This window comes from Arthrobacter sp. UYCu511 (genome assembly GCF_040547105.1).
GTDB classification, from domain to species: Bacteria; Actinomycetota; Actinomycetes; order Actinomycetales; family Micrococcaceae; genus Specibacter; species Specibacter psychrochitiniphilus.
In genome coordinates this window covers 99,440-113,944 of record NZ_JBEPPB010000006.1, presented here as the reverse complement: position 1 = coordinate 113,944, position 14,505 = coordinate 99,440, and the positions used below count along the sequence as shown (strand labels likewise).

Here is a 14,505-nt window from a genome sequence, read left to right as displayed (position 1 = left end):
TCCGCCCCTCCTTCTTGAATTCAAGCGCCAAAACCCAGGCGCATATTAGACGGGAAGCGCCGCCACGGGTCCGTGCCATTGTGTGGACAACTCCACGTCAGTGCCCAAGACGCTCGAAGCAATTTCATTCAAGGCTCGGGCAGCGTACTTCTCCCCCACCCACAAGTGCTTGGCACCGTCAACAGCTATGAGCTTGGCCTGGGGTACTAAGGCGAACCGGACCGTGGCAGCTTCCGGCTGCAGGTAGTCATCGAATTCCGGCACAAGCACGGTCAGTGGCTTGCCGTACGCGGCCCATGCAAGCAAATCCGAATCAGCGGCCCGGTGAAGTGGCGGCGAGAGCAGCACAGCCCCCTCCACCTGCTGCGCCACTGGGGCTACCGCACCGTATTTGAGCACCAGCTCGGTGCCGAAGGACCAGCCCAGCAGCCAGCGGTTGGGCAGGCCGCGGTCTACAGCGAACTGGACCGCAGCTTCAACATCGAGGCGTTCGCCAATACCCTCGTCAAAGCTCCCCTCACTCGTGCCTCGCGCAGAGGCGGTGCCGCGGGTGTTGAACCGCAACACAGCAATCCCCGCCAGCGCCGGTAAACGGTAAGAGGCCTTCTTGTACACGTGCGAGTCCATGAAGCCGCCATGTGTAGGCAGCGGGTGCAGGGTGATCAACGTGGCCCGCACGACGCCGTCGGCCGGCAAGGCCAATTCACCCACCAGAGTCAGTCCGTCAGCCGTGGTCAGTTCAATGTTCTCGCGCACGGCCGGCAAGATGGTGGAGGCACGGACCGGGGTAACTACTCCGGAATCAATAAAATCAAGGGAAGCGGGATCAAAAACCATGCCCCTGAGCCTACCGGTATTTGTAATTCCGCCCGCGCCAGCAATTGGTGTGCCAGTGCCTGCGATCACGCAAGCCTGCCTCAACACCGAAAAGGGCATCTTCCTGCCACACCACAAGATGCGCAGTGCCGGGGCTCACGGGATGGTGGCAGCCAGGGCAGGTGTAGGACTTCTGAGCGTTACCGGCAGTGATGGTGCGAACCGTCCAGAGACCGTCCGAGGCTGACTCCGTTGTGGCGATACCCAGGCGGGCCCGGTTCAGGTCAAAGCCGTCATCATCGCCCGCCGACTGCCCGGTACCTTGGGCTCCGCGTCCCCGAGACTGGCTGGAGCCGCGGACGGCGGAGGTGCGGCGGCGTGGGTGGTTCGAGCGGGGCATGCTTCCATTGTGCCGCACCTCAGCGGGCCTGGGGCCCATCACGGTCCGGCAACCGCTAGAATGACAGGCGTGCGTTTAGTGATTGCCAAGTGCTCCGTCGATTACGTCGGACGCCTCAAAGCCCATCTTCCCCTCGCCGTAAGGCTCCTGTTGGTTAAGGCTGACGGTTCCGTGCTGGTGCACTCAGACGGCGGCTCTTACAAGCCGCTGAACTGGATGAGCCCGCCGGCAACTCTGCGGATTGTGGGACCGGAGGATGCCGAACTTGAAGACGGTGTCATCTCCCAGTGGATTGTGAAATCCACCAAAGCTGATGAACAGCTCATCATCAACATCTACGAAGAGCTCCATGATTCCAGCCACGATCTTGGTACCGACCCGGGCCTCATCAAGGACGGCGTGGAAGCGGATCTGCAACGGCTGTTGGCCGAGCAACTTCATTTGCTGGGCGCAGGCTTCACGCTGATCCGCCGGGAGTACTTCACGGCCATCGGGCCGGTGGATATTTTAGCCCGCGATTCGGCCGGGGCCACGGTAGCCATTGAACTTAAGCGGCGCGGTGACATTGACGGGGTGGAGCAGTTGACACGCTACCTGGAACTACTCAACCGTGATCCCTTGTTAGCCCCCGTGCGGGGCATCTTTGCTGCCCAGCAAATCAAGCCGCAGGCTAAAACACTCGCCACAGACCGAGGCATTGAGTGCAAAACTCTCGATTACGACGCCATGCGCGGCGTGGATGACAGCGCCTCACGCCTATTTTAGAGAAGTTTTCCCCCCTTCCTGACTAGACTTGAAGCCATGACTGATCCACGCTCCGCGCCCGCGTCCACCAAATACCTGATTCAAGGTGCCGTTGTCACTGACCACGGTGTCATTGAGGGCGGACTGCTCGCCATCGAAGGAGACAGGATTTTGTACGCCGGCCGTGCCGACCACTTCGATGAACCAGGTTTTGGCGCGGGTGATATGGATGCCGCCAATATCATTTCCTTACCCGCCGGGCAGCGCCTGATCCCTGGCCTGGTTGATGTGCACAATCATGGCGGCAACGGAGGAGACTTCCCCAGCGGAAACGAGGCCTCCGCCCGGGTTGCCGTAGATTTCCTCCACCGCGCCGGCACCACCACGCTGCTGGCCAGCATGGTCACAGCATCCCCTGAAGACCTCATCAAAGGCATCGGCATTTATGCTGATATGACGGCCGAGGGCCTCCTGGCGGGAATCCACTTGGAAGGGCCCTTCCTCTCCCACGCACGCTGTGGCGCCCAGAATCCGGCGTTCCTCCTGGACCCGGACCTAGAGCTCATGACTTCCCTCATTGAAGCTGGCCGCGGCACCATCACCACCATGACGTACGCCCCTGAATTGCCCGGCGCCCCGGAACTGGTTGACCTGCTCACCAGCCACGGCATCACCCCGTCTGTAGGCCACACGGACTCCGACACCGTGACGGCTGCGAACTCTCTGGAGCAGGCCCGGGAGGGCCTGGATTCCACCGGGTTCGACGGCGTCTCCGGACGACCCACTGTCACCCACCTTTTCAACGGCATGCCTCCCATGCACCACCGCTCCCCCGGTCCTGTTGCCGCGTGCCTGCGGGCCGCCAAAGCTGGGAACGCTGCCGTGGAACTTGTTAGCGATAACACCCACCTGGACCCGGAAACGGTCAAGATGGTGTTTGAGATTGTGGGCGCGGAGAACATCCTGTTGGTCACCGATTCCATGGCCGCTGCGGGGCTCGCTGACGGCCAGTACATGCTGGGCCCTTCCCCTGTCACTGTCACCAATGGTGTAGCCACACTGGATGCAACCGGCTCCATTGCCGGAGGCACCGCCACCTTGTTGGATGTGCTGCGCCGCACCACAGCAGCCGGAGTGGAATTTGCGGATGCACTGAAGTCAGCCACCTCGGTCCCTGCCGCGGTGTTGGGGCTCACGGATGAAGTGGGGTCGTTGCGCCGCGGGCTCCGGGCAGATGTGCTCATTGTCAATGCCGATCTGGAGCTGCAGCGCGTCATGCGTGCAGGTCTCTGGCTGCGCTAGTTAACAATCGCGACTCTTTAGTAGCATTCATTGACCTTGAATGTGACGCATGTCATGCTAAACGAGGCTCGGGAGCAACTGCCTCGGCGCCTTATGCGGTACATATAGCGGTACAGCATGAACGTTCATCACAAGGAGAAATCAATGGCACAGGGAACCGTCAAGTGGTTCAACGCTGAAAAGGGCTTCGGCTTCATCACCCCGGACAACGCCGAGGGCGATGTGTTTGTCCATTACTCAGAAATTCAAAGCGGCGGTTTCAAGACCTTGGATGAAAATGCCCGGGTGGAGTTCGAGATTGGTCAAGGCAGCAAAGGTCCCCAGGCCACCGGCGTCACCACGCTCTGATGTGTTCTAGCTCGCGCTAGAACGGCACGCACTAGAACGGCACGTACCAGAACTTTAGCGGCCCCCGGCAATAGCGCCGGGGGCCGTTATTGCTGGCCGCTATTGCCAGCGCTATTATTGCCGGCGCAAGAGCTTGGTCAACGACCGCACTGAAACATTGGGCAGGTAAGCCTCGCCCACGGCCCAGCCAATGGCAGGCAGCGAGAGCGGGTCCTGATACATCAAGTACAAGGACCTGTGCCGTGGTTTGAAACGTTGTTTGAAATTGGCCAGGGAAGAGAACCCGTAGACCGGTTCCAGGGTGCGGGCCAGCAGTTCCAGCATGCGCGCCAGGGTGTTTTCCTGCCCGTCAGCAACGGTTCCAGCAGGTGAAGGCACAGCAGGTGATGGCGCAGCCGTTGAGGCAACGGCATCGCCAGGGCCGGCCGGCATCGCCAGGGCCGAACCCACATGGGCCGCCCCAGAGCGCGGCGAACCTGAGCGTGGCGAACCAGCCAGGGGCGAACCCGAGAGGGAAATGTAATCGACCGTGAGCGCAAAATGCTGCACAGCCTGAGCGATGAGGTATTCCATCACGCCATTGAAGGAGCCGCTGTTGCGGCGCATGAAGTCAAGGGTCCAACTGACTACCTCGCCGTGGGAAAAGACTGGAAGCCAGCTTGTGACGGCGTGAATCCGCCCGGTGGCGTCAATGGCCAGGGCGAGCTGGACGGATTCATCCTTAAGTTCCTCCAGTCCTCCCAGGGTGAAGCCAAGCTCGGGCAACACCTGGCCGGAGACCCAGTCCTCGGAAATCTCGTGGATCTGTGTGCGCTGCCCTGTGGTCAGTTCCCCGTAATGGCACCATTGCGCAGTGATTTCCAGTTTTGCCGCCTTGTTCAGCGCAGTGCGGACGTTTTGCCAGTCCTTGCCCTTGAAGTCCATGCTGCGAACGTCAAGGAGCGTTTCAGCAGCCACAACAATTCCTCGAAAGCCACGCTGCTCCAGCATGGCGGCGGGAGCTTCATTGACGGAATAAAAGCAGGGGGTGAGAGATTCCTCGGCACAAAAATCAAGGAATTGATCCACGGCAGACTCATAGTCCTCAGGTTCCCCAATGGGCCCGCCTAAGGTAAGCGCAACCCCTCGGTGCGCCTGGTACGCCACGGCCACTGTCCCGGCGCTGTTGAACCAGTATTGGTTTTTGGCCCACAGGGTCATCCATGAAAGGGAATCTCCTCCCCTGCGCACTAAGGCCTTCGCCGCCACAATATCGTCTACACCTCCGCTGTGCAGGCGCCGGCTCAGAAACAGTGCCAGAATGCTCACGGTGCTGGCCAGCCACAGCACCAGCCCACCGAAGCTGAACAGGAGTTGGGAAAAGAACCCGTGCGGATAAATATTCGCGGCATAGCTAAAAGGAAAGGGATAGGGCAGCACGATCCGTGGAATGGCCGCTACCAGGGCGGGCAGTCCCACACCGTCCTCCAGATTCCCCTCGGCCAACCACGCCACCGCGTAGAGCGTCACTACGGCAAGCAACAACAACGGCAAGTAGATCAGTGCCCGGCGCCGCAGCACTGGATCTGTTTCAACGCGGAAATGCCGGCGAAAGATGATCAAGAATACGGCGATCAGTAGGGGCATGAGAACCACTGGCAGCAGCTCCCACACTGATTCGTTGATGCTCAGGCTGCGGTGGCCGCGCCGCAATGACAGGCCCACCCCGGCAAAGACCTGGAAGTAGACAGCTGAAACCAGTCCAATAACCAGGTGGAAATAGACGGCCACCCACAAGGCCAGGCGGCTGCCCCGGCGCAGTCCTTCCGCACAAACCAGCAGCAACAGCATCGGCATCAGTGCCAGTAAATGACCGCCGGAGCCAAAAAGTCCAAGGTCCTTGACCATACCCTGACAGGCGGCATTAGCCACATGACAACTGCCCTGCCATTGCGAAAGTGTGGGTTCTTGGTTGGTGATCCAGGTGCGCAGCATCGCCAGGGGCCCCACCGCCACGTGTGCCAGTGCGGCGGCCAGCGGCCCTACCGCAAAGACGGCCACCACCAGGGCCAAGATGGTGCGTATTTCATGACTTGTTGACCGCCTGGTCCCTCCACGGCCGGCGGCCTTGAAGAACACCTTCCCGGCGGCGAGCCCAATCAGCGCCGCCACAAGGATGAAGAGGTGCTGGGCATGCCCCACATACACGCTGAGCATGAGCGCCGTGGCCAGGATCGAGACCCGCACACGGCGCCTCCACAACAGTGAGATTCCCTGACTTGCCGCCATCAGCGTCCCGGCGGAGGCGGCAAACGGACCCAGCAGTGTTGCCTGATCCACTCCCTCCAGGGAATCTATACCGAGCGTGCTGCCCAGCCCAATGATCACCGTATAAAGTACGACGGCGGCCACTTGGATTGCGCAGAAAAGTGCGGCCGTGCGCAGGGTACCCACAGTAAATTCGGAAATCCCCACCACCACGGCCACTACGGCGATTCCCAACACCATGGCGGCGGTGCTGGAACTGAGAAAGAGCGTGCTGAAAATATTCCACCAGCGCCCATCACTGAGATCAGCCGGCTGAAAGCCCCAATTACGTGCCACTGGCCCTGGCAGCCTGGCTAGGAAGGCGCCCGAGGCCACGTGCCCCACGATGATGGTCGCCATCAAGGCGGTGCTCAATGGTGCCCGCCGCACCCATCCCAGCACCGCAGGCGTCATGCGGCTGGCCCACCCAGACTTCGTGGTCGCCCCCACCATGGTCATGGAAGACCAACCCGGGCAAAGACGAACGCCAAGCCCTGAGGCAGGGCGGCATCGGCTACAGCCCAGGAATGCCCTCCCGGGTAGGATGCGCTTTTTACGCTCATGCCGGCCTTGCTGGCTGCCGCTTCGAGTACCTTCACATTGGCAGAATACGTGGTATCAGCGTTTCCTACCGCAAACCAGCCATGAATCTGCGGGTACGTGTTGTGTGCCATCAGCGTCAGTGGCAAGAGCGCATCAAAAGCAGCCGTGTCACCGTTGAAAGCCCGGTCCACCGTCAATGACCGGTTCACGGCAAGGGCCGGTTCCCGTTCAGGGGAAATCGCCATAAACGTTTGGTAGATCTGCGGATGCCTGGTGACCATCTGCAAGGAGCAGGTGGCTCCATAGGAGAACCCGCCCACAGCCCAATGGGCAGGGTTGGTATCTACCTCAAGATGGGATTTAATCCACGCCGGCACATCCTTGGACATGTAGCTATCAGCCTGTCCCAGCTTCGAATCCATGCACATTGTATTTCCCTGTGTGCTGCCATTGGGATCCGGAATCACCACAATCGGAGCCAGCCCACCATGAGAGGCGGCATAGGCGTCAAGTTGGTTGACTAAGCCCGTGGAGCTCAGCCACGATTCCGGTGACCCCGGCTGGCCGCTCACCATAACCAGTACGGGCAATACCGGCCGTTGTGCCTCAGAGTAGGCCGGAGGCAGATACACCACGGCCTTGCGGGCCTTGAAGCCCGAGATAGTCCCGGGTATGGGCTCCAAACGCACGGTGCCTCGCACGGGCAGCTCTGCAGGGGGCGTCCATCGCGTTGACACGGCGCTCTTCATGAAACGAGACTCCTGGCCCTGGTGCGGCTTGGGCAGCACGGCCGTGGAGATTTCAGTCTCTGACTTCATGAGGCTGCCAAGGGTTGGATACTGGCCAAAATCGGCGTTGATGCCCACGCCCACCACCGCAGCCACCACGGCAACAGCCAGCACGGCAAAAGTGCCACGCATAGGGGAAACGGCTCGCCGTAATTGTCGGCTCGTTCCCTCACGCTCGGCAGGCGCACTCTCGGCAGGCGCACTCACTGGCCGGCGACGTCGAAAGCTGGCATACGCCGTCGCGCTTCCCATGAGCAGGGCCCACACCATGAGCGCAACATAGAGGGCAACAGCAGTGGGCAGATCCTCCGGCCACCAGTAGAGGACGTGAATCACCAGCCACGAGCTACCGAAGCCCACCAGCAGGGCCACTGCTGCGGCGGCCAGGGCAAACAGCCACCAGCGCCACGATCGGCGAAAGAGCAGAAAAAGCACGGCGGCTACCCCGAGAACGCCAAATAGCACGGGGATGGGTCCGCTAATGAGGCTAAGATTTTGAACTGTTTGCATGCTGCCGCCGCACTCTACTGAGACTTACGCCCGCCAAATGCAGGAGCACAGTGATGTTAGCGCCAAAGTATGGGAGAGCGCTGGGTGTTAGCGCCGAAGTATGGGAAAGTGCTGTGTGTTAGCGCCGGGTGTTCATGCCGGGCTGTGGACCAGCTTCAAGCCATGAGGAGAGGCCGGTGTAAGCACCGAATTTCATGGCGAGCAGGATCTCTGCGCCTTCATAGTCCAGCACCACAATCACGGTGGCGGGGGGAACCCGGGTCAGCTCAGCTTCGCTAGGATCGCGGCGGCCAACCAACACAATCTTGTTCCGTTGCAGGGTTTTTACTGGGATCGGGCTCAAGGACAATGTCCTCAGCCACTGAAGATTTGACTCCTGATAACGACAAACCCCCATGGCCCAGCGATTTGAACGCAGGCACATGGAGGTGTCAAAGGTGCCCAGGGTGCGTCGCAAAACCAAGCGACGCACCCCAAAGAGGCACAATGATAGAACAACTAGCAGGAGCAATCCTGCCAGCACGATGAACGGCATACCGAGTTCGTTCATCAATTGATTGCTAGCGAATCCCTGCGCCTGACGTTGCGCTGTCTTTCAACTGCGCATTGTCAGCAACGATGACAACCCGGTTGCTATCAACCGAGAAGAAGCCGCCGTCCACTTCAACAAGGAAGCGGGATCCGTCCACAGGAGCGATCTCCAGCAAGCCCGGCGCCAAAACCGCGAGCATCGGGGTGTGACCGGGCAAAATGCCGATCTCGCCTTCGCTGGTGAACCCCTTGACGAGGGTCGCTGCACCGGACCAGACAAAATGGTCCGCAGCTACGATTTCAACTTCGAGGTTAGCCATGATTACTTCGTCGATTCCTGGATCTTGGCCCACTGACGCTCAACATCATCCATACCGCCGATGTTGAAGAACGCCTGCTCGGCAATGTGGTCCACGTCGCCGTCGCAGATAGCAGTGAAGCCTTCAATGGTGTCCGCGATGGAAACCGTGGAGCCTTCGACGCCGGTGAACTGCTTGGCCGTGTAGGTGTTCTGCGAGAGGAACTGCTGGATACGGCGGGCGCGAGCCACAACGATCTTGTCCTCTTCGCCGAGCTCGTCAATGCCGAGGATCGCGATGATGTCCTGCAGTTCCTTGTTCTTCTGAAGGATCTGCTTGACACGCACTGCGGTGTCGTAGTGAGCCTTACCCACGTACTGCGGGTCAAGGATACGCGAGGTTGAAGTCAGCGGATCGATGGCCGGGTACAGGCCACGTGAAGCGATTTCACGGGAAAGTTCCGTGGTCGCATCCAAGTGGGCGAAGGTCGCGGCCGGGGCCGGGTCGGTGTAGTCATCAGCAGGTACGTAAACGGCCTGCATGGACGTGATCGAGTGACCCTTGGTTGAGGTGATGCGCTCCTGCAGGAGACCCATCTCATCAGCCAGGTTGGGCTGGTAACCCACGGCTGAAGGCATGCGCCCCAGCAGTGTGGAAACCTCGGAACCGGCCTGTGTGAAACGGAAGATGTTGTCAATGAAGAGCAACACGTCCTGGTTCTGCACATCGCGGAAGTACTCGGCCATGGTCAAAGCTGACAGGGCTACGCGCAAACGCGTTCCCGGCGGCTCATCCATCTGGCCGAAAACTAGAGCAGTGTCCTTGAGAACACCTGACTCTTCCATTTCCACCCAAAGGTCGTTACCTTCTCGTGTTCGCTCACCAACACCGGCGAATACCGAGGTACCACCGAAGTTACGAGCAACACGGGTGATCATTTCCTGGATCAGAACCGTCTTACCAACACCGGCACCACCGAAGAGGCCGATCTTTCCACCCTTGATGTAGGGGGTCAGAAGGTCAATTGACTTAATACCAGTCTCGAGCATCTCCGTGGAGCCTTCGAGGGTGGCAAATGCCGGGGGCTTGCGGTGGATGGACCAGCGCTCGGTGTAATCGAGCTCTGCATCCGTTACGTCCAGGGGTTCGCCCAGGACGTTGAAGATGTGACCCTTGACGCCGTCGCCAACAGGCACGGTGATGGGGCTACCAAGGTCCTTCACGACACTGCCGCGGACAAGTCCGTCGGTGGCCTGCAAGGAGATGGCGCGAATAACGCCGTCTCCTAGGTGCTGGCTGGTCTCGAAGGTAATGGTCTTTGTCTCACCGTTGAGAGTAATCTCGGTGGTGAGTGCGTTGTAAATAGCGGGAATGCCGTCAGCCGGGAATTCGACGTCGACAACCGGGCCGATAACGCGCGCAATGCGGCCTGTGGCACCGGCCTTCGCTGCGGTTCCCTGCTCGTTGAGTTGGGCAGTCATCTCTCTCACTTCACTTGTGTAGATGGCATTGAATAAGTATGAATTGGGCTGCTAAGACGCGTTGAGCGCGTCGGCGCCCGCAACAATCTCGGAGAGCTCCTGCGTAACTTCAGCCTGCCGGGCGTTGTTACGAAGACGCGTGTACTTCTTGATCAGATCGTTGGCATTATCGCCCGCAGACTTCATGGCCCGCTGACGTGCTGCAAGCTCGGAAGCTGCCGCCTGCAAGAGTGCTGAGAAGATGCGTGACTCAATGTACCGCGGCAGCAGGGCGTCAAGGACGTCCTCGGGCTGCGGCTCGAACTCGTACAACGGCAACAGGTCGGTTGAGGACTGAACTTCTTCCTCAACAACTTCCAGCGGCAACAGACGAATTACGGTCGGCTCCTGAACAACCATTGACTTGAACTGGGTGTAAACGACATGGATTTCATCCACGCCACCCTCTTCAAAGTCAGTGGCAAAATCCGCAAGTAAAGCCTCGCGAAGTTCACGTGCAGTTTCAAATTCCGGCGCATCGGTTCCACCGGTCCATACCTTCGCGTAATCGCGGCCACGGAAGTCAAAGTACGCCTGTGCCTTACGGCCGACCAAGTAGGTCGTGACGTCTTTTCCTTCTTCGTGCAGCAATTCGATAAGGTGCTCTGCCTGCTTCAAAACGCTGGCGGAGTAGGAACCGGCAAGACCACGGTCGGAAGTCATGACCAACACTGCAGCCCGACGGATTGAATCCGGCTCGGTTGTCAGCGGGTGGTCGACCTCGGACTGGGACGCAACGGCAGAAACGGCACGGGTGATCGCATTGGAATACGGCAATGAAGCCGAAACACGCAGGCGTGCCTTTCCAATGCGGGACGTAGCGATCAGTTCCATCGCCTTGAAGATCTTTTGCATCGACGTGGTCGAGGCGATCTTCTGGCGGTAGACCCGGATCTGGGCTCCCATGTTTGTCCTTTCCTTATCCTTGTTTAGCTTGCCGGCCCCGCGGGGCCGGCAAGCTATTCAAAGGATGGTGTCAGCGTTTCTGCTTAACGATCTTTTCCTGGTCGACATCCTCGGCGGCAAGCGCACCGAACTCTTCGCGTCCGGCGCCGACCAAATGGTCGTCACCATCCCCAAAGAAGCCCTTCTTGAAGTCAACGATGTTGGACTTGAGTGCGTCAACAGTCGAAGGTTCCAGCAAGTTGGTCTGAGCCAACGTGGTCAGAACTGACGTGCGCAGACGCAGGTGCTCAAGGAATTCGGTCTCAAAGCGGCGTACATCTTCTACCGGGACGTTGTCCAGGTAGCCGTTGGTGCCCATCCAGATTGAAACAACCTGGTTTTCCACCGGGAACGGTGCGTACTGGCCCTGCTTGAGCAGTTCCATCAAGCGTGCACCACGAGTCAGCTGCTGCTTGGAAGCGGCATCCAAATCGGAGGCGAACATGGCAAATGCCTGCATGTCGCGGTACTGAGCCAGTTCAAGCTTCAACGTACCTGAAACCTTCTTCATGGCCTTGACCTGTGCAGCACCACCAACGCGGGACACAGAGACACCTACGTCCACTGCGGGGCGCTGGTTGGCGTTGAAAAGGTCAGACTGCAAGAAGATCTGGCCGTCAGTGATGGAAATAACGTTGGTCGGAATGTAGGCCGAGACGTCATTGGCCTTGGTTTCAATGATCGGCAAGCCGGTCATTGAACCTGCACCGAGCTCGTCTGAGAGCTTGGCACAACGTTCCAGCAAGCGGGAGTGCAGGTAGAACACGTCACCCGGGTATGCCTCGCGGCCCGGCGGGCGGCGCAGCAACAGTGAGACAGCGCGGTAAGCTTCGGCCTGCTTGGAGAGATCATCAAAGACGATCAGAACGTGCTTGCCCGAGTACATCCAGTGCTGGCCAATGGCCGAACCGGTGTAAGGAGCCAAGTACTTGAAACCAGCCGGGTCAGATGCCGGGGAGGCAATGATGGTGGTGTATTCCAAGGCACCGTTGTCAGCCAAGGTCTGGCGGACAGCTGCAATGGTGGACGCCTTCTGGCCGATTGCTACATAAACGCAGCGAACCTGCTTCTTGACATCGTTAGAAGCCCAGTTGGCCTTCTGGTTGATGATGGTGTCAACGGCCAAGGCCGTCTTGCCCGTCTGGCGGTCACCAATGATCAGCTGACGCTGGCCACGGCCGATCGGGATCATGGCGTCAATGGCCTTCATACCGGTCTGCAGCGGTTCGGTAACCGACTGGCGCTGGGTGACACCGGGTGCCTGAAGTTCCAAGGCGCGGCGGCCTTCGGCTTCAATCTCACCCAGGTCATCCATGGGCTGACCCAAGGGGTCAACCACACGGCCCAGGAATTTATCGCCCACCGGCACGGAGAGGATCTCCCCGGTGCGGTGAACCTGCTGGCCCTCGGCGATGCCGGCGAAGTCGCCAAGGACAACAACACCGATCTCGCGAGTGTCCAAGTTCTGGGCCAAGCCCAGTGTGCCGTCTTCGAATCGAAGAAGCTCGTTGGCCATGACAGAGGGAAGTCCCTCTACCTTGGCAATGCCGTCACTTGCGGTGGTGACGCGGCCAACCTCGACGCGCTCTGCGTTGCCCGGTTCATAGGACGCTGCGAACTCATTCAAGGCATTGCGGACGTCGTCGGCATTGATGGTCAAGTCGGCCATCTGCAGTCCCTGCTCTCCTAAGTTGTGGTTGCCAGCTAAATAAATGTGTGCCGGAAACCTAAATTTTTGATTCAGTCAGTTGTGGACTGGCTGTTGAAACCCTGTGAAGGATTTCTAAACTGCCAACCGGCGGCGAAGCTCGGCCAGGCGGGTCGCTGCGGTTGCGTCAACAACCTCGGCCCCCACAACAACCTTGATTCCGCCGACTAATGTCGGGTCGATATTGACATTGAGCTTCAAATCGCGACCATAGAGTTTGTTCAAGCCGGCCTGCAAGCGTGCGGTCTGCTCTGCGCTCAGGTCACGAGTGACACTGACGTAGGCAATCCAACGCTGCTGGCGTTTGGCCACCAATTCCACGAACCGCTGTACCAAGGCCGTGGGCTTGAGCCCGCGGGGGGCTGCAACAGCTTGGCGGATCAGCAACGCTGAGACAGCACTGGCGTGGGGAACAACCTTCTGCGCCAAAACGCTCTTGGCGCTCCCCGTTGCCTGTGCATCATCAAATGCGCGCTGCAGATCATGACTGGACCCAACAACTCGAATGAACGTGAAGAGTTCCTCTTCAAGAGCATTCAAGCTGGCGGAGCCGCCACCTTGACCTTCAGCAACCGCGATCGCTGACGTTGCTGCCAAGGTTTCCAGTGCATCGCCCAGGTCACGAGCCGAGCTCCAACGTGCGGCAACCAGCTCCAAGAAAACAAGCTGAGCTTCTGCGCTGACCTTTCCCGCAATGAGCTTGGTGGCCAGTGCAGCCTTGTCCGCACTCTCGCGAGTGGGATCGGTCAAGGCGCGGCGCAGGCCGGCGTTGCTGTCCAGAAGTCCCAAGATTGCAAAGAGGTCTTGCGCCAATGCGATGGACGCAGTGGCCAGCTTGGGTTCCAGCGACTCAAGAGCCGCTGCCAATGACTTGCTCGATACACCTGCCATTACTTCGTTGCACCCGCGTTCGACTGGTTTTCCAGATCTGCCAGGAAGCGCTCAACAACCCGGTTGGAACGTGCATCATCATCGAGGGCTTCGCCTACGATTTTGCCTGCCAGCGCGGTAGCCAAAGTGCCAACCTCGCTGCGGAGGGAGTTCACTGCGGCCACGCGCTCGGACTCGATCGCAACCTGAGCTTGGGCGGTGATGCGTGCAGATTCCTCTGCAGCCTTCGCCTTCAGATCGGCCAGAATCTGGGCACCTTCTGCACGGGCGCTTTCACGGATGCCATTGGCTTCCGTGCGGGCTTCCATGAGCTGGGCCTTGTACTGCTCCAAGAGGGCGTTAGCTTCAGCTTGTGCTTCTTCTGCCTTCTCAATTCCGCCTTCAATAGCCTCTACACGGTCCGTGTATGACTTCTCGAAGATCGGGGCGATGTATTTCTTCACCACAAAGAGCAGGACAGCGAAAGCTACAGCGGTGACTAGAACTTCCCACCAGTTAGGCAGGAGCGGGTTTGCACCCTCGCTAGCGAGAATTACTGCTGCGGTAACCATTTCTCACTTATCCTTAATCTGATATTCGTCCATGAACGGTTCGTCCCCTAACAAGAGGGAACAAGGAGTCTTTGGACTAGACGCCAACGACGAAGGCGAATACCAGGCCAAGAATAGCCAGTGCTTCTGCAAGGGCGAAGCCAAGCAGGGCGATGGGCTGCAGGATGCGCTGAGCTTCCGGCTGACGGGCCACACCGTTGATGTAAGCGGCGAAGATCATACCCACACCGATAGCCGAGCCAATTGCGGCTAGGCCGTAGCCAATCATGTTGAGCGAGCCGTGGAGTTCCATTTCGTTCCTTTCAAGATACCGGCGTTGTGCC

The 14,505-nt window shown here is 59.3% G+C and carries 15 protein-coding genes; 3 read left to right on the top strand and 12 right to left on the bottom strand.

All coding sequences use genetic code 11. The features are described from left to right. Positions 1 to 45: 45 nt before the first annotated feature. Complete coding sequence (locus tag ABIB48_RS10380; RefSeq protein ID WP_354212921.1) at positions 46 to 837, bottom strand: alpha/beta hydrolase; 792 nt, start codon at positions 835 to 837, stop codon at positions 46 to 48. A 10-nt stretch (positions 838 to 847) separates the two neighbouring features. Beyond that, positions 848 to 1,216, bottom strand: a complete 369-nt coding sequence (locus ABIB48_RS10375; protein ID WP_110106646.1) for an Rv1322 family protein — start codon at positions 1,214 to 1,216, stop codon at positions 848 to 850. Positions 1,217 to 1,285: 69 nt separating this feature from the next. On the opposite strand from ABIB48_RS10375, the gene nucS reads away from it, so the two are divergent. The 3 genes from nucS (at position 1,286) to ABIB48_RS10360 (ending at position 3,610) form a co-directional block, all read left to right on the top strand. After that, positions 1,286 to 1,981, top strand: coding sequence for an endonuclease NucS (gene nucS / locus ABIB48_RS10370; protein WP_110106731.1), 696 nt, complete (start codon positions 1,286 to 1,288; stop codon positions 1,979 to 1,981). Between the two features lie 36 nt (positions 1,982 to 2,017). Beyond that, entirely contained in the window at positions 2,018 to 3,262 is a 1,245-nt protein-coding gene (locus ABIB48_RS10365) for an N-acetylglucosamine-6-phosphate deacetylase (protein ID WP_354212920.1), read from the top strand. A 144-nt stretch (positions 3,263 to 3,406) separates the two neighbouring features. After that, a complete protein-coding gene (locus ABIB48_RS10360; RefSeq protein ID WP_110106644.1) occupies positions 3,407 to 3,610 on the top strand; it encodes a cold-shock protein in 204 nt (67 codons plus the stop codon). 114 nt (positions 3,611 to 3,724) lie between these two features. On the opposite strand, the gene ABIB48_RS10355 is transcribed toward ABIB48_RS10360, so the two are convergent. The 10 genes from ABIB48_RS10355 to ABIB48_RS10310 all read right to left on the bottom strand — a co-directional run bounded on the left by ABIB48_RS10355 (position 3,725) and on the right by ABIB48_RS10310 (position 14,474). Continuing rightward, positions 3,725 to 6,310, bottom strand: a complete 2,586-nt coding sequence (locus ABIB48_RS10355) for a bifunctional lysylphosphatidylglycerol flippase/synthetase MprF (RefSeq protein ID WP_354212919.1) — start codon at positions 6,308 to 6,310, stop codon at positions 3,725 to 3,727. Positions 6,311 to 6,351: 41 nt separating this feature from the next. Further along, positions 6,352 to 7,737: an alpha/beta hydrolase gene (locus ABIB48_RS10350; protein ID WP_354212918.1), complete on the bottom strand. Its 1,386-nt coding sequence runs from the start codon at positions 7,735 to 7,737 to the stop codon at positions 6,352 to 6,354. Positions 7,738 to 7,855: 118 nt separating this feature from the next. After that, positions 7,856 to 8,272 carry a DUF2550 domain-containing protein gene (locus ABIB48_RS10345; protein WP_342766784.1) on the bottom strand — a complete coding sequence of 139 codons (417 nt, stop codon included), beginning with the start codon at positions 8,270 to 8,272 and terminating at the stop codon, positions 7,856 to 7,858. A 25-nt stretch (positions 8,273 to 8,297) separates the two neighbouring features. Next, positions 8,298 to 8,588, bottom strand: coding sequence for a F0F1 ATP synthase subunit epsilon (locus tag ABIB48_RS10340; protein WP_110106640.1), 291 nt, complete (start codon positions 8,586 to 8,588; stop codon positions 8,298 to 8,300). A 2-nt stretch (positions 8,589 to 8,590) separates the two neighbouring features. Next, the gene (atpD, locus tag ABIB48_RS10335) at positions 8,591 to 10,048 is read right to left on the bottom strand and encodes a F0F1 ATP synthase subunit beta (protein ID WP_110106639.1); all 1,458 of its coding nucleotides are present in this window, start codon (positions 10,046 to 10,048) and stop codon (positions 8,591 to 8,593) included. Positions 10,049 to 10,099: 51 nt separating this feature from the next. Next, complete coding sequence (locus tag ABIB48_RS10330) at positions 10,100 to 10,993, bottom strand: F0F1 ATP synthase subunit gamma (RefSeq protein WP_110106638.1); 894 nt, start codon at positions 10,991 to 10,993, stop codon at positions 10,100 to 10,102. A gap of 70 nt (positions 10,994 to 11,063) precedes the next feature. Beyond that, a complete protein-coding gene (atpA, locus tag ABIB48_RS10325; RefSeq protein WP_315913104.1) occupies positions 11,064 to 12,701 on the bottom strand; it encodes a F0F1 ATP synthase subunit alpha in 1,638 nt (545 codons plus the stop codon). 114 nt (positions 12,702 to 12,815) lie between these two features. Further along, positions 12,816 to 13,631, bottom strand: coding sequence for a F0F1 ATP synthase subunit delta (locus ABIB48_RS10320; RefSeq protein ID WP_110106636.1), 816 nt, complete (start codon positions 13,629 to 13,631; stop codon positions 12,816 to 12,818). Further along, positions 13,631 to 14,182, bottom strand: coding sequence for a F0F1 ATP synthase subunit B (locus tag ABIB48_RS10315; protein WP_110106635.1), 552 nt, complete (start codon positions 14,180 to 14,182; stop codon positions 13,631 to 13,633). The genes ABIB48_RS10320 and ABIB48_RS10315 overlap by 1 nt, the downstream gene beginning before the upstream one ends. Positions 14,183 to 14,258: 76 nt before the next feature. Then, positions 14,259 to 14,474, bottom strand: coding sequence for an ATP synthase F0 subunit C (locus ABIB48_RS10310; RefSeq protein ID WP_038463392.1), 216 nt, complete (start codon positions 14,472 to 14,474; stop codon positions 14,259 to 14,261). Positions 14,475 to 14,505: the final 31 nt, after the last annotated feature.